Here is a 24,327-nt window from a genome sequence, read left to right as displayed (position 1 = left end):
GATGTGGAAACGAAGACGATGTGGAGTTGATCAATTTTGAAATGCCCTAATTGCCACTACAAGAGTACGAAGGTGCTTGATTCGCGGCCGATTGAGGATGGCCAGGCCATACGCAGGCGGAGAGAATGTGAACAGTGTGACTTCCGCTTTACCACGTTTGAACGAATTGAAGAAGTTCCTTTGATTGTAGTGAAAAAAGAAGGCACAAGAGAAGAATTCAGTAGAGAGAAATTGATGCGGGGCTTGATCAGGGCTTGTGAGAAGCGCCCGGTTGCGGTCGAGGAACTGGAAGGTGTGACACTGGACATCGAGAAAGAACTCAGGAACCGCGGCGTCTCGGAAGTGTTGAGTAAAGATATAGGAGAAATGGTCATGGGGCGTCTTTCTGGAATTGACGAAGTCTCTTATGTCCGTTTCGCATCCGTCTATCGACAATTTAAGGACATCAATGTTTTTATTGATGAACTGAAGGATTTAATAAAACACGAAGATGACAAATGAGCCGGCATTGGCTCATTTTCTTTTTCAAGGGAAACCGGGTAATATGAAAGGAAGAAGGAGGTGCGGAAGATGAATCATTCGATAGGGAAGTTACTCCCGGTAGATGGTTTTCGAGTTGTGAAGCGGGGGGAGCTGCCGAGGAATTTTCATCGTTCGTTATCCCATTTGTATCAACCGATCGTCGGTCGTCTGGCGATTTCTTTATATCAGATTTTATTATCGGAGTCTGAAATGAATGCTGCAGAACAAGTACAGACCCACCACACGTTGATGGGCTATCTGTCTGCGCCATTGGATAAGATTTATGAAGCCAGGAAGAAGCTGGAGGCAATCGGCCTTCTGCGTTCTTTCCAGGCAGAAGGGGAAGGGGCTCATGCCGAATACATGTATTACCTGTATCCTCCCTTCTCTGCGGAGGAATTCTTCATGGATGATATGCTCTCCCTTCTGCTTTACCATGAAATCGGACAGCGCAAATATGAAAACTTAAAAGAACGGCTCATCTGCAAAGAGTACGTTCTGGATGGTTTTGGAGAGGTTACTGCAACTTTCGATCAGGTATTTCATGCGAAAATGCTCGAGACCGTACAGGCCGAGACCACATCCCTTGCGGATAAGCAGAATCAGAAAGAGAGCCGAGGGCCTGTGACGTCCCAAACGAAAGTGGATTTCGACTGGCTCCATCATGCTCTAAAGAAACGGATGTATCCCAGTGAACAGATTCTTACAGGACGGAATAGAAAGTTAATTCTTCAGCTAGCCACGCTGTATGATTTATCAACGATTGACATTGAAAAAGCGGTGACGTGGGCGATTGATGAAAATCATTATCTCGTAGAAGAAGAATTTAAAGCCGCCTGTCATGATTTTCTGAAGGAAAAGCCTGTCCCGAAGAAGCAGTCTAATATAGATGCTCGAGAAAAAACACAGGACACAGGAGCGGAAGAAAGTGTGAGTAAAGAAGATCAGTTTATTGCCATGCTTGAAAGAAAATCACCAAGGGAACTTCTTGAAGACCTTTCTCAGGGCAACAGGGCATCTGACCAGGATTTGAAGCTGATTCGGGACGTCATGACAGAGCAGGGAATCAACCCCGGGGTCATGAATGTTCTTGTTCACTACGTGCTTTTGAAAACAGATATGAAATTGTCCAAGTCTTATTTGCAGAAAATAGCCGGGCACTGGGCACGGAAAAACGTGACTACTGTGCGTCAGGCGATGAATCTTGCTAAGGCTGAGCATCAGAAGTATCAGCAGTGGGGTCAGCAGAAGTCACAGAGACGTGTGAATACGAAAGAAGAAGTCATTCCGGCTTGGTTCAACAAGGACGCAGGATCCGGTGAGAAAGTTTCTGCTTCGGTTAACGTGGATACGGATGATATCGCTGCACGTATAAGGAAGTTGACAAGCAGAGAGAACGGATGAATGAGGAGGTGGCAGAATGGAACCGATCCAGAAATCATTGAAAAAATGGATGAGAAACAATAAAACCTTTCAAGATCGAATGAACAAAATGAAAGAAGAAGTGCTCCAGTCGGAAGATGTACGGCAGCTGATAGAACACCATCCGGAGTTGACGGAGAAGAGCATGGAGAAGAATCTCATTAAGCTCTATGAGTACCAGTCCCAATCGAAAAACTGTGAAAAGTGTCCGTCACGTGAAGCGTGTATTAATATTCTCCCGGGATACGTGCCGCGTGTGGAAGTAGATGGCCAGGAAGTGAAGCTTGCTTACGATAAGTGCAGCCGACAAAGGAAGCGGGAAGAGCATGAACAGCAAAAGTCACTTGTCCGGAGTCTTCACATGCCGAGGGAGATCTTGGAAGCCTCTCTTTCCAGACTGGATCTTCAAGACCCCGACCGAAGTGCGGCAGTGGAACAAACGGTCCGTTATATTGAAAGTCTTTCTGAAGAGCTTCCGAGCAAAGGGTTGTATTTTCATGGACCTTTCGGTGTCGGGAAAACGTATTTTCTCGGAGCTATAGCCAATGAATTGAGCGAAAAGCATATTCCATCCATGGTCATCTACATGCCGGAATTCGTCAGAGAGATGAAAGCGTCTATAAAGGACGATTCCATCAATGATAAAATCAATGCGTTTAAAGAAACCCCCGTATTAATGTTAGATGACATTGGTGCAGAATCACAATCAGCATGGTTCCGGGACGAAGTATTGGGGAGTATTCTTCATTACCGAATGATGGAGAGACTTCCTGTGTTCTTCACATCGAACTACACGATCGATGAGTTGGAGAAAGTCTTGATGACATCCAATCGCGGCGATGTAGATCAAGTGAAGGCGAAGCGGATTACCGAACGAATTCGCCAGCTCAGCGAGAGTGTGTTAGTGACCGGTCGGAACCGAAGAGGGTAACGATGAGGAAAGATGAAGATGGAAATGGCATGATTTCTTCTGGACTGACATAAACATAACAAGGAATAGACGGCGTCGCAGGCGCCTTCTAATACCGTATCGGAAAGTCGGGATGAGGGGGAATCTTGGTGTTTGGCATTCACTTTTCTAATCGCGCGGAAGCGGTTATCTTTTATAATGCAATTGTCACGGAGCAGAGGTTGTGGTTGTTCAAGGAGTACAATGAATTCTATGAAGTCGAGTTGGTCAACGCCTCTCTGAACGGCAAGGCTTACGTCGAGGCAATCCGTTCTTTTCTTCAGGTCATAAGGAAAAGGAAGATGCTTGGTTGGATGGAAGGAGTCCTGAAGCATCGTTACCATTACGAAGATATGGAAGAGATACACCGCATGCTCGAGATCGGACAGGACTTTGAAGCGCATCCCCCGGCAGGTGTAAAGCTTCCGCCCGTTTATCACTATCTGCGCGCCTTCATCCAGGATTATTTGGCCGGGCGGACGTACGTGGAATTTGATGAGATGGCTGCTGCCTGTTTAGAAAACGTTCATGAGTCTGTTATTGAATACACGGGTAAAATCATTGACGAGTACAAGCAGGAGGAGTCCTATCAGTTGATGCTCGATTCCTGGCGGCAGCGTGTCCACCATAAAGATACCGGTGTCCAACTGCTTCATCTCCTGGATGATGGCGGACTGGTTTATTACCATGATGAAGGAAATCCTGTCCGGGATTCGGAAACAACGCTATACAAGAAACAATATCCGGATGCATCCATTTCAGAACTCCCAATCAAGTGGCCGGTCACGACCGCTCTTGTTCATGCCCCTGAACAGTTGATCATATATTCAGATCGATCGCAGGATTCCAACCTGGAGCTCTTGATGAATATTTTTGAAGAAAAAGCATCTTGGAAACCGAAATCGAACTTTCCATTCGACAACGCTTGATTTCCTCTTTGTTAACGGATATAATACCTACATATTAATAAATCAGCATGGAAGAGGACACGAGCGATTAGTGACGCATGACCAGAGAGAGGGGCCAATAGGCTGGAAGCTCCTTCCTGACGGCTACATTGTTTACCACCTCCGAGCTCTGCCTGTGAACAGTTTTTAGTAATGGGCAGCGTTTGATCCGCGTTAAGGATGACGAACGAGCCGCGTACGTCCTGGACGGAAGCGGAAACTAGGGTGGAACCACGAGTGCTAACGCTTGTCCCTTGGCTTATTTTGCCGAGGGATAAGCGTTTTTTGATTTGTCTGCAAGGAAGAAAGTATAGAAGGAGTGTTGGGAAATGGCAACAATTCAAATGAAATTTCCAGATGGTAACGTAAAGGAATTTGAACAAGGAACTACAGGGGAAGCAATTGCCCAGTCTATTTCACCGGGGTTGAAGAAACAGGCGCTGGCTGTCAAATTAGATGGAGAACCTTATGATCTGCGACGTCCGATAAATCAGGATGGATCCATTGAGATTCTGACTTATAAAAACCAGGAAGGCATTGAAATCATGCGTCACTCCACAGCTCACTTGATGGCGCAGGCGATCAAGCGCATTTATGGGGATGTGAAGTTCGGTGTAGGCCCTGTGATTGAGAACGGTTTTTACTATGATATCGATATGGAAGAATCGCTGACGCCGGAAGATCTGCCTAAGATTGAGAAAGAAATGCAAAAAATCATTGATGAGAACCTGGAAATTGAGCGCATTGAGGTATCCAGAGAAGAAGCAATCGAGAAGTTTAAAGAGATTGGTGATGACCTTAAATTGGAACTGATCGACGCTATTCCGGAAGGAGAGCAGGTTACCCTTTATCAGCAAGGGGAATTCTTCGATTTGTGCCGCGGGGTCCACGTTCCGCAGACGAGCAAAATCAAAGTGTTTAAGCTGTTGAGCATTTCAGGAGCTTACTGGCGCGGGAACAGTGATAACCAGATGCTCCAGCGTATTTACGGGACTGCTTTTGAGAAAAAGGCGCACCTCGATGAGCACTTAAAGATGCTTGAGGAAGCGAAAGAGCGTGACCACCGTAAGTTGGGGAAAGAGCTGGAGATTTTCACAATCAATCAGAAAGTCGGACAAGGTTTGCCGATGTGGCTGCCTAAAGGTTCCACCATTCGTCGCACAATCGAACGTTATATCGTGGATACTGAAGAACGACTCGGTTACGATCACGTCTATACGCCGGTGCTTGGAAGTGTAGATTTGTATAAAACGAGCGGTCACTGGGACCACTATCAGGACGATATGTTCCCGACAATGGAAATGGACAATGAAGACCTCGTTCTCCGCCCGATGAACTGTCCGCACCATATGATGGTTTACAAGAATCAGCTTCATAGTTACCGGAATCTGCCGGTACGTATTGCGGAGCTTGGTACGATGCACCGCTATGAGATGTCTGGAGCTCTTGCCGGCCTTCAACGTGTTCGTGCGATGACGTTGAATGATGCCCATATCTTTGCAAGACCTGACCAGTTGAAAGATGAATTCATGCGTGTCGTTCGACTCGTCCAGGAAGTGTACCGCGATTTCGGTATTGAAGATTATTACTTCCGCTTGTCCTATAGAGATCCAGAAGACAAAGAGAAGTATGTTGACAACGACGCTATGTGGGAAAAAGCACAGGCGATGCTGAAAGAAACAATGGAAGACATGGAACTTGAGTATGTGGAAGCAGAAGGAGAAGCTGCTTTCTATGGTCCGAAGCTTGATGTTCAAGTGAAAACAGCTCTCGGCAAGGATGAGACGCTGTCAACGGTTCAGCTGGACTTCCACCTCCCTGAGCGCTTTGACCTTACGTATGTAGGGGAAGATGGAGCGGATCACCGTCCTGTCGTTATTCACCGTGGAGTCGTATCCACGATGGAGCGCTTCGTTGCTTTCCTTATTGAGGAATACAAAGGTGTCTTCCCAACCTGGCTTGCTCCTGTTCAGGCGAAAATCATTCCGGTTTCTGCAGATGCGCATCTGGAATATTCTAAGAAGCTTGAGGATGAACTCCGTGAAGCCGGCATTCGTGTCGAGGTGGATGAGCGCAATGAGAAGATCGGATATAAGATAAGAGAAGCACAAATGCAGAAAATTCCGTTCCAGCTTGTTGTCGGAGACCGTGAGATGGAAGAGAATGCAGTGAACGTCCGCCGATACGGCCAACAGAATTCAGAAACGAAACCACTGGAGCAGTTCAAATCTGAAATTCGTAACGAAATCGATCAAAAACTGCTCCGTAAGTAATGCCAAAGAGATCGGAAGTGTCTGCTTCCGGTCTCTTCTTCCTTTCCAGATGGGAAAAAGCTCTTGATTTTTCCTCGTCTTTCCCTTATCCTAGGAAAGGTAGTCATGAAGACACCTCGTTAGGTGTTGACATGTACCATCAGGCATGCTATTATTATTTAGGTAACTGAATGAACGGATCTAGAGACAAGTAGAAGCACCCGCTTCTCACCTGATCGACGCGTAAGCAGTTGGCAGGTCACTATTCCTTTGATTTATTAGGAGACGTGTGGGTGCAGTATGTGCCGACACTTTTTTTATTTGCAACAGGAAATCTCTTGTCGATGACAGATCTCATACAAGTTTTCTAAAATATGTTGGAGGTGGCTCGATATTAGCAAGGATAACATGAACGTTAATGAAAAAATCCGTGCCCGTGAAGTTCGTCTGATCGATGTAAATGGGGAGCAGCTTGGAGTTAAATCCCGTAACGAAGCCCTGGATATTGCTGCAAATGCAAATCTTGATCTCGTTATGGTGGCGCCAAATGCGAAGCCTCCGGTTTGCCGAGTGATGGACTACGGAAAGTATCGCTTCGAGCAGCAGAAGAAAGAAAAAGAAGCTCGTAAGAAACAAACCGTCATCAAAGTCAAGGAAGTTCGTCTCAGCCCTGGGATCGAAGACCATGACTTTAACACGAAACTGCGTAACGCACGCAAGTTCCTCGAAAAAGGTGACAAAGTGAAAGCATCTGTCCGTTTCCGCGGTCGTGCAATCACACACAAAGAACTTGGACAGAAAGTACTCGAACGCCTTGCCGAAGAGTGCAAAGATATTGCCCAAGTTGAGACCAAGCCTAAAATGGAAGGTCGCAGTATGTTCTTAATGCTTGCTCCTCTAGGCGAGAAGTAAGTATGTGTATCAAGTAAAAGGAGGAAATTCACATGCCAAAAATGAAAACCCATAAAGGTTCTCAAAAACGCTTCAAAAAAACCGGAACAGGTAAGGTGAAACGTTCTCACGCTTACACTAGCCACTTGTTCGCAAACAAATCTACGAAACAAAAGCGTAAGCTACGTAAAGATGCATTGGTTTCTGCTGGAGATTATCGCCGCATCAAGCACATGCTTCCAAAAGACTAATAACGATATCGATTTAATCAGGAGGGATTATTATGCCACGAGTTAAAGGTGGAACAGTGACACGTCAACGTCGTAACCGTGTCCTTAAACTAGCAAAAGGTTATTATGGTTCTAAACACGCACTATTCAAAACAGCTAAGCAACAAGTAATGAAATCCGGTCAGTACGCTTACCGTGACCGTCGTCAGAAGAAACGCGACTTCCGTAAGCTTTGGATCGCACGTATTAACGCTGCGGCTCGCTTGAACGATATTTCTTACAGCCGTCTAATGCACGGTTTGAAACTTGCGGGTATCGAAATGAACCGTAAGATGCTTGCTGATCTAGCTATCAACGATGCTCAAGCTTTCTCTGCACTTGCAGAGCAGGCAAAAGCAGCACTTAAATAAAAAAGATTGCAGAAGAGTCATTTCCGTTCGGTAGGAAATGACTTTTTTTATATAAAAAGATAAAGGGGGTACATTCTATGGGTTTTCTGGGTGCTTTATTTATCGTTTGGGGGAGCATGAGTATCTGGCTGTTTCTTTTAATGGGGTCGGATAAGAAGAGAGCAGTGAAGCAGGCATGGAGGACCCGGGAGCGTACCATTTGGTTACTAGCAGTCCTTGGCGGTGCACTTGGCGGCTGGGCAGGAATGAACGTGTTCAGACATAAGACGAAACACCGGGCATTCGCGTTCGGCCTTCCTTTCCTGTCCCTTCTTCACATTGCGGGAGCGGGCTATCTCATCGGTAAGTTCTACCTTTGATTCTCCTGTCATAATATGTAGACAGGGGGGATGAAATGGGCGAGATAACAACATCCGTATTGGCATGGTTGGAGCAGCAGGAAGCTTGGGCACCGCTCTTATTCATCGGTATTCATTTACTGCGTCCATTCTTATTTCTGCCTGTTATGCTTGTATGCATCACAGGCGGGGTACTATTCGGACCAATTGCCGGCACCGCTTATTCCGTGATCGGGACAATGTTATCCAGTCTGGTTTTTTACAAGATGATCCGCATCTTACCATCAGGATTGAAGAAACTTAAACGTGTGAAGGAGAAATGGCTGAAGAAACAAACCAACCTTTCGGTAAAGCAGGTGGCGGTTCTTCGACTTGTCCCGTTTATTCATTTTCATCTACTATCCTACTGTCTCTTGGAAATCAGTTCGGATTTCAAGGAATATACGAAATCCTCGCTGTTTGCAAATTTTCCGCTGGCAGTGGTTTATACATCGGTAGGTCAATGGATCACTTTGTTGTCTCTTCCAATGATGATTATTTTTTCCGGCGCCCTGATCGGCCTCACTTTCTTGATCAGGAAGAAATACGAAGTGGTGCTCTGGCGTGACTTTTTTCAGCCGGCACCTTAAGAATTCATGGAATATCAGCATGCAGGAAGTTCTTTCTCTCCCATGTGAAAAATCCGACCATTCCTGGTCGGATTCTTTTGGTTGGAGACGCTGTATCGAGCTCTTAGAGCTGTTCGTCATCGTTCCAACGGCTTAGAATAAGGCGGTTCATCGGATACTTCCATTCAATAGTGGCGTACGGGTACCGTATGAGGATTTCCTTCTCCATGAAATAGATATCCTCCCGGTCGAGTCCTTGCAGCCGTTCCGGATGATGTGCGCTGACGCTGATGTTGACGACTTCAAATGCATCTTCGGTTGCCCCCAGGTACTTTTCACCTTCGAAAACCAACCCTTTCCATGTAAGTAGAAAATTTTCCTTGGAATTTTCTTTATTGTCATGGAAGTAGAACTGTTTTTTATCTTTAGCGGTGTCTAGTTTCCTTCGTGGGTTGATGAGGAACTTGTAGGCTGTATAAAGGATGAAGGCGATAGCGACCAATAATAACAAGCGGAACAGGATGATAATCATGTGTATCGACTCCCTATATATAGCATCATAGCTACCATACGATTGTGCATGTCCTTTTGTTTCAAAAAATGATACATTTATTGAAGACAATTTTTGAGTAGAGGAGAATTTTAATGGAATGGAATCGATTGTATGACATGCAGCGAGCGTTGGATCAATATATTGAAGACCAGCACGACATTAAACAAGGGACAAAAACAGAGGAAAAAATCCTTGCCCTGCTAGTGGAAATCGGGGAACTCGCGAATGAAACCAGGTGCTTCAAATTCTGGAGTAGTAAAGGACCTAGTGAAAAAGAGGTCATTTTGGAAGAGTATGTAGACGGAATACATTTTCTGCTGTCGCTCGGCCTCGATTCAGGCTTTCATTTTGAGCCGGGCGCCTATGTTTGCCGGGAAACGGAAACCGAGGCGTTTCTTAATGTATATAAAGCGGTGGAAGCGTTTCGGGAACAGAAGGACAAACAATCCTATCACGCACTGTTCCTTGGGTATTTACAGTTGGCAGCGACCATCGGCTTGACGGAGGAAGAATGGTTTCACGCCTATCTATCAAAAAATGAAGTGAATTACCAACGTCAGGATGAAGGATATTAAAGGAATAATAGACGCAATTTTTTGTGAAATCGCTTTAAAGAGGTTATAATATGGTTGGAATGAGTAAAGGAGGATGCAGTACATATGTCTAAAAGAGATGAAACGTTGAATATGCTTAAGGATTTGACAGATGCCAAAGGTGTGCCCGGAAACGAACGTGAAGCTCGCGATGTGATGAAACGTTATATCACACCATACGCAGACGAAGTATTCACGGACAATCTTGGCAGCCTCGTTGCCAAGAAAGTCGGAAATAAAAAAGGCCCGAGTATCATGGTGGCTGGTCACTTGGATGAAGTGGGCTTTATGGTCACCCGGATTGACGATCATGGATATATCTATTTTCAGACTGTGGGAGGCTGGTGGAGTCAGGTTATGCTCGCACAACGTGTGACAATCATGACTCGTAAAGGCGATCTGACGGGGATCATCGGCTCCAAGCCGCCTCATATTCTTCCTGCAGAACAGCGTAAGAAAGCTGTTGATTTGAAGGATATGTTCATTGATATCGGTGCATCCAGCAGGGAGGAAGCAGAAGAGTTCGGTGTCAAGCCGGGGGATTCTGTTGTTCCATATTTTGAATTCACCCAAATGAAGAACGAGAAGATGCTCCTTGCTAAAGCATGGGACAACCGTATCGGATGTGCCATAGCGATTGACGTACTTAAGCAGTTGAAAGGGCAAAAGCATCCGAACATCGTCTATGGTGTCGGGACAGTTCAGGAGGAAGTAGGTCTTCGAGGCGCCCGTACTTCTGCCAATATGATCAATCCTGATATTGCTTTCGGTGTCGATGTCGGTATTGCCGGCGATACACCAGGTGTATCAGATAAAGAAGCTGCAAGTAAAATGGGAGACGGCCCACAGATCATTCTTTATGATGCGTCCATGGTTTCTCATAAAGGTTTGCGTGACTTCGTGACAGATACTGCAGACGCACACAACATCCCGTATCAATTTGACTCTATGCCCGGCGGGGGGACGGATTCCGGTTCCATTCACTTGAGCCACAACGGTGTACCTGCGTTGTCCATCACGATTGCGACACGTTATATCCATTCTCATGCTGCTATGCTCCATAGAGATGACTTCGAGAATGCTGTGCGTTTAATCGTGGAAGTGATCAAAGGATTAGATGCAGATAAAGTAAAAGAAATTACCTTCCAGTAAAGGGAAGAAAGCCAACCTGATTTTCAGGTTGGCTTTCTTATTAATTCGTCTGTCTTAACCCTTGCTCAAGCGTGTCCAGAATTTCCTGTCTTTCCTGTTCATCAGACTCTCTCCAAAGCGTCTCGAAGAAAACGCCAAGGCCTGGTAACGTCTTCTCTTCGCCTTTTTGCATGGCATCATCGATCGTCGCTTCCAGCTGCTCTGCACTGTGGCCGGTCACATTGGACAGAATAGCTCTTCTCAAATCCAAATTCATCGTAACATCCTCCTTGCTTATGCGTAATATTCCACCTTAGTTTGACCAACCCGGCCTTTGCTATGTATGATAGTTGAGAAATAACATGTAAATGAGGGAATAACATGCTGACTTCGGTACAAAACACCAAAGTGAAAGAATGGAAAAAGCTGCATAAGCGTAAATATAGAAAACAGACAGGTCAATTCCTGGTGGAAGGACATCATCTGGTGGAGGAAGTCCTTGCAAGTGATTGGACAGTCCTTGAACTCATAAGACGTGAAGGAACAGACTTTACAGCACCGCCCGAAATCAAGGTGACAGAAGTAGACGCACAGGTATTTGCTGCGGTTGCGGAAACGGAAACACCACAAGGCATTGCGGCGGTTGTCGAACAAAAAACGTACGAATTCCTTCCAGCGAAAAGGACCCTCATGATTGATGCAGTCCAGGACCCGGGTAATATCGGAACGTTGATTCGAACGGCAGACGCGGCCGGGTTTGATCAGGTTTTGTTAGGAACAGGATCAGTGGATCCGTTCAACGATAAGGTCATCCGTGCAACGCAGGGATCTATTTTTCATCTTCCCATCCTGACTGGTGAACTTACAGAGTTTATGGATGAATTAAAAGCGGGAGGTGTCGAGATCTGGGCAGCGGCTCTGCAGGAAGCAAAGCCCTATAAGGATATGAAGACCCCGGATCGAGTGGCGCTGCTGGTCGGAAACGAGGGCCAGGGAATTGCAGAGCACTTATTGGAGCAGTCCGAGAAGAAAGTCTACATTCCAATTTACGGCCGGGCTGAGTCATTAAATGTAGCCGTAGCCGGTGCTGTTTTGATGTATCACCTGCAAAGCTGAACTTGCATGAACGCTCATCTTTGACTATAATATATTCAGTTGAATGAAATATGTTTAATAAGCGTAGAAAGAGCCTAGTAGGTGAATGTAAATCGTTAAGAGGGAGGGAACGCCCTGGACTGTAAGTGTTCCCAACGTGTCATTCATTGAAATTTCACTCTGGAGCTTGACCTTTAATGGTCCGGATGCCAAGTCCGTTATTGTAATCGAAGTGGGCACATAGAATGTGTCAACAAGGGTGGTACCGCGAAACAACCATACAAGTCTCGTCCCTTTTTACAGGGAGGAGGCTTTTTTATTTTTATTCATAAGGAGGAGTTGGAGTCATGAAGGAACGTTTAGAACAGTTGAAGCAGGAAGCTTTGCAGAAAGTAGATGCTGCAGAAGCTGTCCAAGGGTTGAAAGATATCCGTGTCGAGTACTTAGGTAAGAAAGGCCCGATCACAGAAGTGCTGCGGGGAATGGGGAAACTATGCAAAGAAGAACGTCCGGTCATCGGACAGCTAGCGAATGATGTCCGTGAGAACATTGCTGCGGCAATTGAAACGAAACAAACGAAACTGGAGGACGAAGCGCTTGAGAAACAGCTGGAAGAAGAGAGTATTGATGTGACGCTTCCGGGACGACCTGTCCAAGTCGGAGGTCCTCATCTGCTTACAAGCATCGTTGAAGAAATCGAGGATTTATTTATTGGGATGGGATTTGAAATTAAAGAAGGTCCGGAAGTGGAGACGGATTACTACAATTTCGAAGCCTTGAATCTTCCGAAGGGGCACCCGGCACGCGATATGCAGGATTCCTTCTATGTGACGGAAGAGCTGCTGATGCGAACCCACACTTCTCCTGTACAGGCTCGTACAATGGGGGCAAAAAACGGTAACGAACCGGTCAAAATGATCTGTCCGGGGAAAGTGTACCGTCGTGATACGGACGATGCGACACACTCTCACCAATTTACTCAGATTGAAGGACTTCTTGTCGATAAAGATGTGCGCATGAGTGACTTGAAAGGTGTCCTGAACGCATTTGCCAAGCAGATGTTCGGTTCCGACCGTGAAATCCGCCTACGTCCAAGCTTCTTCCCATTCACAGAACCCTCTGTGGAAATGGATATTTCCTGTAAAGTGTGCGGGGGTAATGGTTGTTCCGTTTGTAAAGGAACCGGCTGGATCGAAATTCTCGGAGGTGGAATGGTTCACCCGAACGTTCTGGAGATGGCTGGATACGATCCGAAAGAATATTCCGGATTTGCATTCGGTATGGGACCGGAGCGAATTGCCATGCTGAAATACGGAGTAGACGATATCCGTCACTTCTACACAAACGATATTCGATTTATTGAGCAGTATCATAAAGCATAAGGGGAGGAACTGAATCATGCTCGTATCACTAAATTGGTTACAAGAATATATTGATGTCAGCGCGTATAAGCCTGAAGAGCTGGCTGAAATTATAACGAAAACAGGAATTGAAGTGGAAAGCGTGGAGCCGGTAGCCGAAAATGTCACCGGTGTGGTTGTCGGACACGTGCAATCCTGCCTACAGCATCCGAATGCGGATAAACTTAACCTTTGTCAGGTGGATGTAGGAGAAGAAACGCTTCAAATTGTCTGCGGAGCTCCAAACATTGGAGAAGGTCAGAAAGTAGCGGTGGCTGCTCCGGGAGCTGTTCTGCCGGGTAATTTTAAAATCAAAAAAACTAAACTGCGCGGAGAAGTCTCCAATGGTATGATCTGTTCGCTTCAGGAACTTGGTGTGGATGAGAAAGACGTACCGAAGGAGTATGTGGACGGAATATTTGTGTTTCCAGAAGATGCAGAAGTGGGAGCGGACGCTGTTTCCCTTTTAAATCTCGACGATCTGATCATCGAACTCGGTTTGACTCCGAACCGGGCGGATGCAATGAGCATGGCCGGTGTTGCCTACGAGGTAGCAGCAGCCATTGACGGTGAATACCAATTAGCAGAAGAGCACGTGGAGACATCGGATGAGAAAGCATCCGACTACATTTCTGTAAAGGTAGAGGATCAGGAAGCAAACCCGTATTACGGTGCGTTTGTAATTAAGGATGTGACAGTGGGACCTTCCCCGCTCTGGATGCGTAATCGTTTGACTGCGGCAGGCATACGTCCTATTAATAACGTTGTCGATATCACGAACTATGTCTTGATGGAATACGGGCAGCCCCTTCACGCCTTCGATTATGATCGTTTCGGATCGAAAGAAATCGTGACTCGTCGTGCAGAAGAAGGAGAAACGATAGAAACGCTGGATGGCCAGGAGCGCGAACTGAGTGCCGGCCACCTTGTCATTACGAATGGATCCAAGCCGCATGCCATCGCAGGAGTCATGGGTGGTGCGCATTCCGAGGTCCAGGATGATACAACGACGATCCTTTTGGAGGCCGCCTACTTCGCTCCAGCTGTTGTGCGTCAGGCATCCAAAGATCACGGCTTAAGAAGCGAGTCCAGCAGCCGTTTCGAGAAAGGTGTCGATCCCAACCGCGTGGAACGTGCAGGGAAACGTGCATGTGAACTTCTTGCCGAATATGCTGGGGGGACGGTACTGGACGGAGTGGTCCGTTTTGATGAACTCGACAAATCCGAGAAACAAGTAACCATAGAAACAGATCGTATCAACGCCCGTTTAGGTACGGAAATATCCGCCGGGGAAATCGCAGACATTCTTCGCCGTCTTCAATTCGGCTACGAGCAGAAAGAGGAAGTATTTACAATCTCTGTTCCTACAAGACGAGGAGACATCACGTCCTTCGAGGATATTCTTGAGGAAGTTGCTCGTATTTACGGTTATGACAACCTTCCGTACACGTTGCCGCAAGGCGCATCTCAGGCAGGCGGATTGACAACTCGTCAAGCGCTTAAACGTAAAGTGAAAGCGTACCTGCAAGGTGCCGGTCTGCATGAGACGATCACGTACTCCCTGACACATAAGAATAAAGTGCATCAATTGGTAAGTCCGGAGATTAAGGCAAAGGCGAAGGGTTCCGTAGACCTGGCTATGCCGATGAGTGAAGATCATGGCTCCCTGCGTTTAAGTCTGCTTCCGGAATTACTGGAGTCTCTTTCCTACAACGTAGCGAGAAAACAGGAAAATATTGCTTACTATGAAGTCGGGACAGTGTTTGTTACTGAGGAAGAGAAAGTGACGAAACAGCCGGATGAAGTGCTCCGCGCTTCCGGAGCTTTGACAGGCCAATGGCTGGTTCATCCATGGCAGCAGGAAAAGAAAGCGGCCGACTTCTTTGTTGCAAAAGGAATGGTGGAAGGGTTGAGCAATCTGCTGGGTATATCTTTCACTTATGAAAAAGCAAAACTTGAGGATCTCCACCCAGGGAGAACCGCTGTCATCCGCTGTGGTGGGAATACTGTCGGTTTCATAGGACAAATTCATCCGAAGCTCCAAAAAGAGCTTGGATTAAAAGAGACGTTCGTCTTCGATATTAACTTAGAGGCACTGTTTGAGCAGTATGAAAAAGAAGAGACGTTCCGTGCTATTCCAAGACATCCGTCAGTATCAAGGGATATTGCTCTCGTCGTGGACGAAGAAGTGTTTGCCGGTGACATACAAGCTACCATTGAGCAGGCGGGATATCCTCTCGTTCAGAATGTTCAAGTATTTGACGTATATCAGGGAGAACACCTGGAAGAAGGGAAGAAATCACTTGCCTTCAATCTGCTTTACCTTGATCCAGTCCGTACGTTGAAGGACGAGGAAGTAGAAACAGCACACGAGAAGATCCTTGCTGCTGTAAAAGATCAGCATCAGGCTGAACTGCGTGGATAATATAATAGAAGAAAAGAGGAACCTCCTTTCCGGAGGTTCCTCTTTTAATTTATGGACGGACTAGTTTTTTCGCTTTCTGCGTGTTGGCGAAGTGCACCTTCGCTAATTCTTCCAGCTTTTCTTCTCCATAAGCCTCGATAACGGCCGCGGCGGCCTGATCGACTTTGGAAGAAGCTCCTTTCGGTATCGGTAGACCGGTATCGAATTCTAAAGTGTTCATTGCTTTAACGAATGCGGACCTTGCAAGGATCGATGCCGCTGCAACGGCGATGGAATAGCTTTCTGCTTTCGTCATGAAATAAACATTATCCTGAAGCGTAAAGTTCTCACTCTTCAAATGCTTTTGGTACACATGCGGCTCAGAAAACTGGTCGATAAGAATTCCATGCGGCCTTACCGGTGCTATTTTTTTCAGGAGCTTGTCCAGAGCCTGGTGGTGAAGCATGGTTTTCATTTTGCCCTGACTCCAACCTCTTCGCTGCCATTGATTATACCGTTTGTTTGGTAGTCGCAGAAGACTGTAGGGAATCTTCATCTGGACAATGTCTTTGGCCAGTTCAGTAATCTGTGGATCGGATAAGTGTTTGGAGTCCTTTACTCCAATCGCCTTCAGTTGTGGAACCTGCTCTGCTGTGACATAGGCAGCTGCTACGGTGATCGGTCCGAAATAATCGCCGGTACCCGCTTCGTCCGATCCGATATGGGAACTGGTGAAGAGGCTTTCTTCCGGGTGATACGCATGTCTGCCTGCCCCGGCTTTTTTGGAAGGTGCACTTGAGGTAATGGGAGATCCCCACTTGGAAGCTTCCTCCTCAGGTCTGCTTCCCTGGAATAATACTTTTCCTGATCGATAAGCGGTGATGGTGCATGCGCTTGTTTTAGCAGCAAAAACGGCATTGGCAGGTGTCGCTTTCTTCTGGCTTCTATAATGAGCTTTCATCTCTTCTATTTTGGTAGAGGTTACTTTTAGTACGACTTGGGGCATAAGGCATTCCTTTCTGTTACTTCTAGGATAGGAACAGTATAGCAAAGGGATTGGAAAAAGAGAACATTTGTGAAAAACATGTATATTGGTTTCCTAATTGTCAGCCTTCATGTTAATATAAAGTTTAGGATTGAGAGAAACTAGGGGGTATGAATGTGTCGCAGTCAGACCAAGAGAAAAAAAGAATTACAGTGGAGATCAACAGGAGATCTTACACTATAGTTGGTCATGAAGAGCCCCATCATATCCGTATGGTATCTAGTCTTGTGGACCAGAAAATGCGTGAAATCCATGAAGCAAACCCTAGTCTAGATACAGCAAAGCTGGCCGTTTTGACCGCTGTCAACACAATGAATGAGTATATAAAGCTGAAAGATGAGTGTACAGAACTCATGAACTATATTGATAAGATAGAGGAAGAGAAGGACAATGATTGATTTACTTATACTATTTCTATTGCTGATCGGAGTCATAACCGGGCTCAAGAGAGGCTTCATATTGCAATTATTTCATTTAATCGGTTTTGTGGTAGCTTTCGTTGTTGCTGTCATTTACTATGATGACCTTGCGCCTAAGCTGACGCTATGGGTTCCTTATCCGGAACTGCCGGCGGACTCTTCATGGGCCGTGTTTTTGAACGATCTTCCCCTTGAACAGGCATTTTACAATGCGATAGCCTTTGCCATCCTATTCTTCGGAGCAAAGATTATTCTTCATATTATCGCTTCCATGCTGGACTTCGTCTCCGAACTTCCGATATTGAGTTCCATTAATACGTTATTAGGCGGAATCCTCGGTTTTGTCGAGAACTACGTGATTCTTTTCATTGTATTGTATATAGCCGCACTCGTTCCCGCAGCAGGTGTCCAGAACGCGTTGGACAGCTCGATACTTGGGCAGCTGATTATAGAACATACACCAGTGTTTTCCGATCAGTTGAAAACACTGTGGATCGACCGTGTAGCCGGCTGATGAGACGTGTTTAGAGGAGATGCAGGTGGAGCCGCTATGATTTCGATCATGGCGGTTTTTTTATTCAGAAATAAAGATTATAGGAACAAGGAGTGGTTGGAATGGCCGTCGATAAGAAGCAAGTCATCAAATTACTGGAGACGATTGCCGTCTATCTGGAACTGAAAGGGGAGAACCCTTTCAAGATTTCCGCTTACCGTAAAGCCGCTCAGGCATTAGAGCGCGATGATCGCTCTTTAAGTGAAATAGATGATTTTACGAAAATGAAAGGGATCGGGAAAGGCACAGCTGCCGTTATTGATGAGTATGTGGCGGCTGAAACCTCGGAAACGCTGCAGCAGCTTCAGGCGGAAGTGCCGGCAGGCCTTGTCCCTCTTTTAAACCTACAGGGACTCGGTGGAAAGAAACTGGCCAAGCTCTATCAACAATTGGGCGTAACGGATGCAGAATCTCTGAAGGAAGCGTTGGAAAGCGGAAAAGTGGAGGCATTGGAAGGCTTCGGTAAGAAATCTGCCGAGAAGATGCTGAAGGCATTAGAAGACGCTCATTCCCGACCTGAGCGTCTCCCTGTTGCCGTCATGCTGCCGCTGGCTGAGAAAATTGAAGCATTTCTTGCGAGTGCAAATACTTTCCATCGTTATTCCAGAGCAGGGAGCCTCAGGAGGATGAGAGAGACGATTAAGGATCTTGATTTTATCATCGCTTCTGAAGACCCTGCAGCTACGAGAGACGAGCTTCTCGCTTATCCGGACATCAAAGAAGTTATCGCTTCCGGCGAAACGAAAGTATCGATTGTCGTCCATGAAGGATATGACATCGGCATCGATTTCCGCATTGTTGCTCCTGATGAATTCGTTACGACCCTGCATCATTTTACAGGGTCGAAGGATCATAATGTGGCCATGAGACAGCTCGCCAAAACAAGGAACGAAAAGATCAGTGAATATGGCATAGAGAATGCTGAAAGCGGGGAAATCCAAACGTTCGAAAGCGAAGAAGAGTTCTTCCGTCACTTTGGTCTTCATTTCATACCGCCGGAAGTCAGAGAGAATTACGGAGAAGTAGAGCGCTTTAAAGAGCCCGTTGATCTTATTGAGTTATCCGATATCCGTGGGGATCTCCATATGCACTCGACTTGGAGCGATGGTGCTCAATCGATCAAAGAGATGGCCGAAAAGGCCCGTTCCAAAGGATACGAGTATATTTCCATCACCGATCACTCCAAGTATTTGAAAGTAGCCAACGGCCTTGATGAGGAAAGACTGAGGCTGCAGAGGGAAGAAATAAATAAGATCAATGCCGAAATGGAAGACTTTCATATTTTTGCAGGAGTAGAGATGGATATCCTTCCCGATGGTAGCCTGGATTTCCCGGATGAGTTTTTGCAGGAAATGGATTTCGTCATCGCTTCCATTCACTCCAGCTTTTCTCAATCGGCAGATGACATTATGAAACGGATGTGGGCAGCGCTTGAGAACCCTAACGTTCATATGATTGCCCACCCGACAGGCAGGCTGATCGGTCGGCGGGATGGGTATGCTGTAGATTTGGATGCATTGATTAAAGGCGCGGTGGAGACCGGAACCATTCTTGAGTTAAATGCTAATCCGAACCGGCTTGATTTAAGCTGGGAGTGGTTGATGAAAGCGCAGGAAGCAGGTGCGAGTATTGCCATCAACACGGATGCCCACAGCTATCCGATGCTGGATCATATGAGGATCGGGGTAGGTGCGGTGCGTAAGGGCTGGCTCAGGAAGGATACAGTAATGAATACATGGACGAAACAACAGTTGATGGATAAATGGAACATCCATCAGTAGCAATAAAGGAGACGGTAATGCATGAATGAACGAATTCTCCGTACACTGGAATTCAAAAAAATTATTGATCAATTGAGCGGTAAAGCGGCTTCCTCGCTTGGAAAAGAGAAGACTGCCGCTCTTAAACCCTCTTCCGATTTGGGAGAGGTGCTGGTGAAGCAGAAGGAAACAGATGAAGCGGCACAGGTCCTGCGCTTGAAAGGACATATTCCTTTAGGGGGAATTTTTGATATTAAACCGAGTTTGAAACGGACCACGATCGGTGGGATACTCAGCGCCACCGAGTGCTTGGATATTGCCAGTACCATTTACGGCGGCCGTCAGCTCAAACGCTTCGTAGAAGAAATGGAAGAACCGGAAATGCCGATCCTTCGGGAAATGGTCCTAGGTATTGACCCGATGAAAGAATTGGAAGATGAGATCAGACACTGCATTGATGAAAATGGAAAGGTGATGGACGGAGCTTCGGATAAACTCCGTACCATTCGTTCTAAAATCCGTACAAATGAAAGCCGCGTACGGGAGAGAATGGAGTCTTTCACCAGATCTAAGTCCAAAATGTTGTCCGATTCCATCATTACCATCCGAAATGAACGCTATGTCCTGCCCGTAAAGCAGGAATATAGAGGATCGATAGGTGGTATTGTACACGACCAGTCTTCATCAGGAGCCACCTTGTTCATTGAACCCCAGACGGTAGTCGATTTGAACAATCAGCTCCAGGAAGCACGGGTGCAGGAAAAGAATGAAGTGGAACGCATCTTGAAAGAGTTGTCCCAGACCATCGCGGAGTACAATAGTCCACTCTATGAAAACGTGACAATCCTGGGGAATATCGACTTTATGTTCGCCCGGGCTAAACTCGGTGCAAGTATGAAAGCGTCCATGCCAAAAATGAACGATAAGGGCATCATTAAGATGAAACAGGCCCGACACCCGCTCATTCCAGCCGAAGAAGTCGTTCCGAACGATGTAGAACTTGGAGAGGATTATACGTCCATCGTCATCACAGGACCAAACACCGGTGGTAAAACCGTAACGCTTAAACTGGTCGGATTATTTACCTTGATGGCTCAATCCGGTTTACAGGTGCCGGCTTTAGATGGCTGTGAGCTGGCTGTGTTTGATGAAGTGTTCGCTGACATTGGGGATGAACAGTCCATAGAACAAAGTCTATCCACCTTTTCTTCCCACATGACGAATATTGTTGACATCCTGAATCGTGTCGACCACCGTTCGCTCGTTCTTTTTGACGAGCTAGGTGCGGGGACGGACCCTCAGGAAGGTGCCGCTCTTGCCATGTCCATTTTGGATGAAGTCGTAAGAAGAGATGCCCGGGTTATTGCAACGACCCACTACCCGGAATTGAAAGCATATGGTTATAATCGCCCTGGTGTCATCAATGCATCCGTAGAATTTGACATTCAAACATTGAAACCGACGTACCGTCTTTTGATCGGCGTCCCGGGGCGCAGTAATGCATTTGAGATCTCCAGAAGACTCGGACTGGATGAATCCATCATCGATGATGCCAAGGGGCATGTCGGTGTCGATTCTCAGAGCGTCGAGAACATGATTGCCTCCTTGGAAGAATCCAAACGGGGAGCAGAAAAAGATTACGAAGAAGCAGAGCAGATGCTGGAGGAAGCAGAGAATCTTCGTAACGAGCTTCAGGTTAAGTGGAACCAGTTTGAACAACAACGGGAGAAGCTTTATGAGAAAGCAGAAGCGAAGGCGGAGAAGGCGATTAGGAAGGCGAAAGAAGAAGCCGAGGAAATCGTTAGTGTAATCCGCAACATGAAGTCCCAGGCAGATATGAAAGAACATGAATGGATTGAAGCCCGCAAGATGTTCGAAGAGGCACAACCGGAACTTACAAGCAAGAAACCTAAGGCACAGCCTGCCAAGCCTAAGCAGACGCAGAAGGAATTACAGCCTGGGGATGAAGTCAAACTTCTTACCCTCAACCAACAAGGTACCATCGTTGAAAAGACAGGCAAGAATGAGTATCAGGTACAAGTAGGCGTTATGAAGGTAAAAGCAAAACAAAAAGACTTGGAATTCGTCAAAGCCAAAGAACCGTATAAAGAAAAACCGATGGCTACGGTCAAAGGGAAGAGCTTCCATGTGAAAGCGGAACTCGATTTGCGCGGGGAAAGGTATGAAGATGCTCTTAATCGTCTGGAGAAGTATATCGACGACGCGCTTCTCGCCGGATATCCGACGGTGTCCATTATTCACGGAAAAGGAACAGGGGCGCTGCGTACCGGTGTTCAGAATTTCGCAAAGAACCATCGTAGTATTTCCGGACACCGTGCCGGAGGCATGAACGAAGGAGGCAGCGGGGTCACCGTCTTGGAGCTCCGTTAAACTTCAGTAGAGAAAGGAGCAGGAAGAATGGATGGTTTTTGGGAAATTACGCTTGTGGAAACCGCAGCCAGATACAGCGTCGTCGTTCTCTGTCTGGTCGTTTCCATGGCGGTATTCGAAGCAGTCACATCCTATAATAATTGGAAAGAGATAAAAAAGGGGAATATGGCCGTGGCAATGGCTACAGGGGGTAAGATATTCGGAGTGGCGAATATCTTCCGCTTCTCCATCCAGCATAATGACTCCTTGCTGATGACGATGGGGTGGGGCCTTTACGGCTTCGTTCTTCTGTTATTCGGCTACTTCATCTTTGAGTTTCTCACTCCCTCTTTTAAAATCGATCGGGAAATTGAAGAAGATAACCGTGCGGTAGGATTTATCTCCCTTGTCATTTCTGTCGGACTTTCCTACGTCATTGGTGCGAATATCATTTAAGGGGGAAGCCATGGAAACGCTGGCGAAAATATTGTTGGTCGTAGCTGCATTATTTTTACTTATTGGTGTCCTTTTCTTCATCTTATGAAAGCTCTTCTTAACAGAAGAGCTTTTTTTACAGTTTTGTGCGAAAAATGTCGTTTGAAATATTTTAAAAATTAGAAATTATATTTCAAATGTCCCGGTTGAATAGTTATAATGGAGTAGAAGACCTAAATAAGGGAGGCATTTACGTATGACAACCTTTCAGCGTCCTTGGCATCAATATTATCCGCCGGAGGTCCCTGTCCAAATCGATTACGATAAGCGTCCGATCCACGATTATTTGAAAGAAAGCGCCGAACGTCACGGAGAAAAGAAAGCGCTTTATTTTATGGGGAAGGAAATGACGTATCAGGAAGTCTACGAACAGGCTGTCACCGTGGCCGGGTATCTCCAATATCTTGGTTTGGAGAAGGGGGATAGGGTTTCGATCATGCTCCCCAACTGTCCACAGTCGGTCATCTCTTACTATGCGGTACTGATGGCAGGAGGAATTGTAGTACAGACAAACCCGCTGTATATGGAAAGAGAGCTGGAATATCAATTGAAGGATTCCGGGGCGAAAATGATCATCTGCCTCGATATTCTGTACCCTAAAGCCGCAAATGTAAAAGCGGAGACTTCGCTGGAACATATCCTTGTGACCGGTATAAAGGATTATCTCCCCTTCCCGAAAAATAAAATCTATCCGTTCATCCAAAAGCGGCAGTATCAAGTATTGGTAAAGCCGGAGCAGTCGATGGATACTCATTTGTGGCCCGGCGTGCTGAAGAAGAACCATTCCTTCAAAGCGGTGGACGTGGATGCCGTGGAAGATTTGGCGCTGCTGCAGTACACAGGAGGAACGACAGGGTTTCCGAAAGGTGTCATGCTCACCCATTACAATTTGGTAGTTAATACTCAAATGGCACAGAAATGGCTGTATAAATGTGAAGAAGGGAAAGAGTCTGTTCTTGCAATACTTCCTTTTTTTCATGTGTACGGGATGACCTCTGTCATGAACCTTTCTGTCATGATGGCTAATGAAATCATTCTGATGCCGAAGTTTGAAGCAGAAGACGTGCTGAAAGTGATTGAAAAAAGAAAGCCTACTTTATTCCCCGGAGCGCCTACTATCTATATCGCTCTTCTCAATCATCCGAATCTGCAGAAATATGATCTTTCTTCTATTGAAGCGTGTATCAGCGGGTCTGCGCCGCTTCCAGTGGAAGTACAGGAACGTTTCGAGGCGGTTACCGGAGGTAAGCTTGTCGAAGGGTATGGTTTGACGGAAACGTCACCGACGACACACTCCAACTTGATTTGGGGCAAACGGGTGAGTGGAAGTGTAGGAATCCCTTGGCCGGATACAGATGCCAAAATTATTCAAATGGAGTCTGATGTGGAAGCTCCTTTTGGTGAAATAGGAGAAATCGCCGTCAAAGGACCGCAGGTGATGAAAGGGTACTGGAATAAGCCGGAGGAAACAGCTCAGGTGTTGAGCGAGGACGGTTGGTTCCGGACAGGTGACATGGGGTACATGAACGAGGACGGATATTTCTACATTGTTGATCGGAAAAAGGATATGATCATTGCCGGAGGTTATAACATCTATCCAAGAGAAGTCGAAGAGGTACTTTATGAGCATTCGGAGATTCAGGAGGCAGTCGTCGTCGGTGTGCCGGACCCTTACAGAGGAGAGACCGTCAAAGCTTTTATCGTGAAAAAACAAGGAAGCGACATCACGGAAGAAGAATTAAATGAATACTGCAGAAAAAATATTGCCGCTTATAAAGTACCGAGGCTCTATGAATTCCGGGAGGAACTTCCCAAGACGGCTGTAGGTAAAATACTGAGGCGGTCGTTAGTGGAAGAGGAGCGGCAGAAATATGAGGATGCAGAGAGCATCCAGTAAATTTCTCGAAGAAAGTTGACAGAATATTCTCCTGTATGTAGAA

Annotated in this window: 24 protein-coding genes and 2 other annotated features; of the genes, 21 read left to right on the top strand and 3 right to left on the bottom strand. The window is 46.3% G+C overall.

Features of this window, described 5'->3' with window-relative positions:
• Nucleotides 1–36: 36 nt before the first annotated feature.
• The 10 genes from nrdR (at nucleotide 37) to M662_RS13075 (ending at nucleotide 8,590) form a co-directional block, all read left to right on the top strand.
• The gene (gene nrdR / locus M662_RS13120; RefSeq protein WP_008635281.1) at nucleotides 37–501 is read left to right on the top strand and encodes a transcriptional regulator NrdR; all 465 of its coding nucleotides are present in this window, start codon (nucleotides 37–39) and stop codon (nucleotides 499–501) included.
• A gap of 69 nt (nucleotides 502–570) precedes the next feature.
• Nucleotides 571–1,926 (top strand): replication initiation and membrane attachment family protein, encoded by a 1,356-nt coding sequence (locus tag M662_RS13115; RefSeq protein ID WP_026577111.1) that lies wholly within the window; start codon nucleotides 571–573, stop codon nucleotides 1,924–1,926.
• Nucleotides 1,927–1,942: 16 nt separating this feature from the next.
• Nucleotides 1,943–2,875, top strand: coding sequence for a primosomal protein DnaI (gene dnaI, locus M662_RS13110; RefSeq protein WP_008635274.1), 933 nt, complete (start codon nucleotides 1,943–1,945; stop codon nucleotides 2,873–2,875).
• Between the two features lie 128 nt (nucleotides 2,876–3,003).
• Nucleotides 3,004–3,822 (top strand): sporulation protein YtxC, encoded by an 819-nt coding sequence (ytxC, locus tag M662_RS13105; protein ID WP_008635272.1) that lies wholly within the window; start codon nucleotides 3,004–3,006, stop codon nucleotides 3,820–3,822.
• Between the two features lie 347 nt (nucleotides 3,823–4,169).
• The gene (gene thrS / locus M662_RS13100; protein ID WP_026577112.1) at nucleotides 4,170–6,113 is read left to right on the top strand and encodes a threonine--tRNA ligase; all 1,944 of its coding nucleotides are present in this window, start codon (nucleotides 4,170–4,172) and stop codon (nucleotides 6,111–6,113) included.
• Nucleotides 6,114–6,295: 182 nt separating this feature from the next.
• Nucleotides 6,296–6,416 (top strand) — a sequence feature (ribosomal protein L20 leader region).
• Between the two features lie 84 nt (nucleotides 6,417–6,500).
• Entirely contained in the window at nucleotides 6,501–7,004 is a 504-nt protein-coding gene (infC, locus tag M662_RS13095; RefSeq protein WP_026577113.1) for a translation initiation factor IF-3, read from the top strand.
• A 32-nt stretch (nucleotides 7,005–7,036) separates the two neighbouring features.
• The gene (rpmI, locus tag M662_RS13090) at nucleotides 7,037–7,234 is read left to right on the top strand and encodes a 50S ribosomal protein L35 (RefSeq protein WP_008635267.1); all 198 of its coding nucleotides are present in this window, start codon (nucleotides 7,037–7,039) and stop codon (nucleotides 7,232–7,234) included.
• A gap of 32 nt (nucleotides 7,235–7,266) precedes the next feature.
• A complete protein-coding gene (gene rplT, locus M662_RS13085; protein ID WP_008635265.1) occupies nucleotides 7,267–7,623 on the top strand; it encodes a 50S ribosomal protein L20 in 357 nt (118 codons plus the stop codon).
• A 77-nt stretch (nucleotides 7,624–7,700) separates the two neighbouring features.
• Entirely contained in the window at nucleotides 7,701–7,982 is a 282-nt protein-coding gene (locus tag M662_RS13080; RefSeq protein ID WP_008635263.1) for a DUF1294 domain-containing protein, read from the top strand.
• A 35-nt stretch (nucleotides 7,983–8,017) separates the two neighbouring features.
• The gene (locus tag M662_RS13075) at nucleotides 8,018–8,590 is read left to right on the top strand and encodes a TVP38/TMEM64 family protein (RefSeq protein ID WP_008635262.1); all 573 of its coding nucleotides are present in this window, start codon (nucleotides 8,018–8,020) and stop codon (nucleotides 8,588–8,590) included.
• 103 nt (nucleotides 8,591–8,693) lie between these two features.
• Here M662_RS13075 and M662_RS13070 read toward each other — a convergent pair whose 3' ends face one another.
• Entirely contained in the window at nucleotides 8,694–9,101 is a 408-nt protein-coding gene (locus M662_RS13070; protein ID WP_008635260.1) for a hypothetical protein, read from the bottom strand.
• Nucleotides 9,102–9,214: 113 nt separating this feature from the next.
• Between M662_RS13070 and M662_RS13065 the strand changes: the two genes are divergently transcribed.
• Nucleotides 9,215–9,697 carry a dUTP diphosphatase gene (locus M662_RS13065; RefSeq protein WP_026577114.1) on the top strand — a complete coding sequence of 161 codons (483 nt, stop codon included), beginning with the start codon at nucleotides 9,215–9,217 and terminating at the stop codon, nucleotides 9,695–9,697.
• Between the two features lie 84 nt (nucleotides 9,698–9,781).
• A complete protein-coding gene (locus M662_RS13060) occupies nucleotides 9,782–10,867 on the top strand; it encodes a M42 family metallopeptidase (RefSeq protein ID WP_008635258.1) in 1,086 nt (361 codons plus the stop codon).
• A 40-nt stretch (nucleotides 10,868–10,907) separates the two neighbouring features.
• On the opposite strand, the gene sspI is transcribed toward M662_RS13060, so the two are convergent.
• Nucleotides 10,908–11,123: a small acid-soluble spore protein SspI gene (sspI, locus tag M662_RS13055; RefSeq protein WP_008635257.1), complete on the bottom strand. Its 216-nt coding sequence runs from the start codon at nucleotides 11,121–11,123 to the stop codon at nucleotides 10,908–10,910.
• 104 nt (nucleotides 11,124–11,227) lie between these two features.
• Here sspI and M662_RS13050 point away from each other — a divergent pair, with 104 nt between their 5' ends.
• From M662_RS13050 to pheT, 3 genes are all read left to right on the top strand, one after another.
• A complete protein-coding gene (locus M662_RS13050) occupies nucleotides 11,228–11,962 on the top strand; it encodes a TrmH family RNA methyltransferase (protein ID WP_026577115.1) in 735 nt (244 codons plus the stop codon).
• Nucleotides 11,963–12,017: 55 nt separating this feature from the next.
• Nucleotides 12,018–12,239 (top strand) — a binding site (T-box leader).
• A gap of 49 nt (nucleotides 12,240–12,288) precedes the next feature.
• Nucleotides 12,289–13,323 (top strand): phenylalanine--tRNA ligase subunit alpha, encoded by a 1,035-nt coding sequence (pheS, locus tag M662_RS13045; protein WP_026577116.1) that lies wholly within the window; start codon nucleotides 12,289–12,291, stop codon nucleotides 13,321–13,323.
• 16 nt (nucleotides 13,324–13,339) lie between these two features.
• A complete protein-coding gene (pheT, locus tag M662_RS13040; protein WP_008635254.1) occupies nucleotides 13,340–15,766 on the top strand; it encodes a phenylalanine--tRNA ligase subunit beta in 2,427 nt (808 codons plus the stop codon).
• A 49-nt stretch (nucleotides 15,767–15,815) separates the two neighbouring features.
• Here the strand turns inward: pheT and rnhC are convergent, their stop codons facing one another.
• The gene (rnhC, locus tag M662_RS13035; protein WP_026577117.1) at nucleotides 15,816–16,751 is read right to left on the bottom strand and encodes a ribonuclease HIII; all 936 of its coding nucleotides are present in this window, start codon (nucleotides 16,749–16,751) and stop codon (nucleotides 15,816–15,818) included.
• Nucleotides 16,752–16,900: 149 nt separating this feature from the next.
• On the opposite strand from rnhC, the gene zapA reads away from it, so the two are divergent.
• From zapA to M662_RS13005, 6 genes are all read left to right on the top strand, one after another.
• Complete coding sequence (zapA, locus tag M662_RS13030) at nucleotides 16,901–17,188, top strand: cell division protein ZapA (protein ID WP_008635251.1); 288 nt, start codon at nucleotides 16,901–16,903, stop codon at nucleotides 17,186–17,188.
• On the top strand, nucleotides 17,181–17,723 hold the full coding sequence (locus M662_RS13025) for a CvpA family protein (RefSeq protein WP_026577119.1): 543 nt from the start codon (nucleotides 17,181–17,183) through the stop codon (nucleotides 17,721–17,723). The genes zapA and M662_RS13025 overlap by 8 nt, the downstream gene beginning before the upstream one ends.
• A gap of 101 nt (nucleotides 17,724–17,824) precedes the next feature.
• On the top strand, nucleotides 17,825–19,543 hold the full coding sequence (gene polX / locus M662_RS13020; RefSeq protein WP_026577120.1) for a DNA polymerase/3'-5' exonuclease PolX: 1,719 nt from the start codon (nucleotides 17,825–17,827) through the stop codon (nucleotides 19,541–19,543).
• Between the two features lie 21 nt (nucleotides 19,544–19,564).
• The gene (locus M662_RS13015; RefSeq protein WP_026577121.1) at nucleotides 19,565–21,913 is read left to right on the top strand and encodes an endonuclease MutS2; all 2,349 of its coding nucleotides are present in this window, start codon (nucleotides 19,565–19,567) and stop codon (nucleotides 21,911–21,913) included.
• A gap of 27 nt (nucleotides 21,914–21,940) precedes the next feature.
• Nucleotides 21,941–22,348 (top strand): DUF350 domain-containing protein, encoded by a 408-nt coding sequence (locus M662_RS13010; protein ID WP_008635244.1) that lies wholly within the window; start codon nucleotides 21,941–21,943, stop codon nucleotides 22,346–22,348.
• Nucleotides 22,349–22,583: 235 nt separating this feature from the next.
• Complete coding sequence (locus M662_RS13005; RefSeq protein WP_026577122.1) at nucleotides 22,584–24,284, top strand: AMP-binding protein; 1,701 nt, start codon at nucleotides 22,584–22,586, stop codon at nucleotides 24,282–24,284.
• Nucleotides 24,285–24,327: the final 43 nt, after the last annotated feature.

Origin of the sequence: Bacillus sp. SB49 (assembly GCF_000469135.2) — a bacterium.
Taxonomy (GTDB): Bacteria; Bacillota; Bacilli; order Bacillales; family Halobacillaceae; genus Halobacillus.
This window is presented reverse-complemented; position numbering and strand designations above follow the sequence as displayed.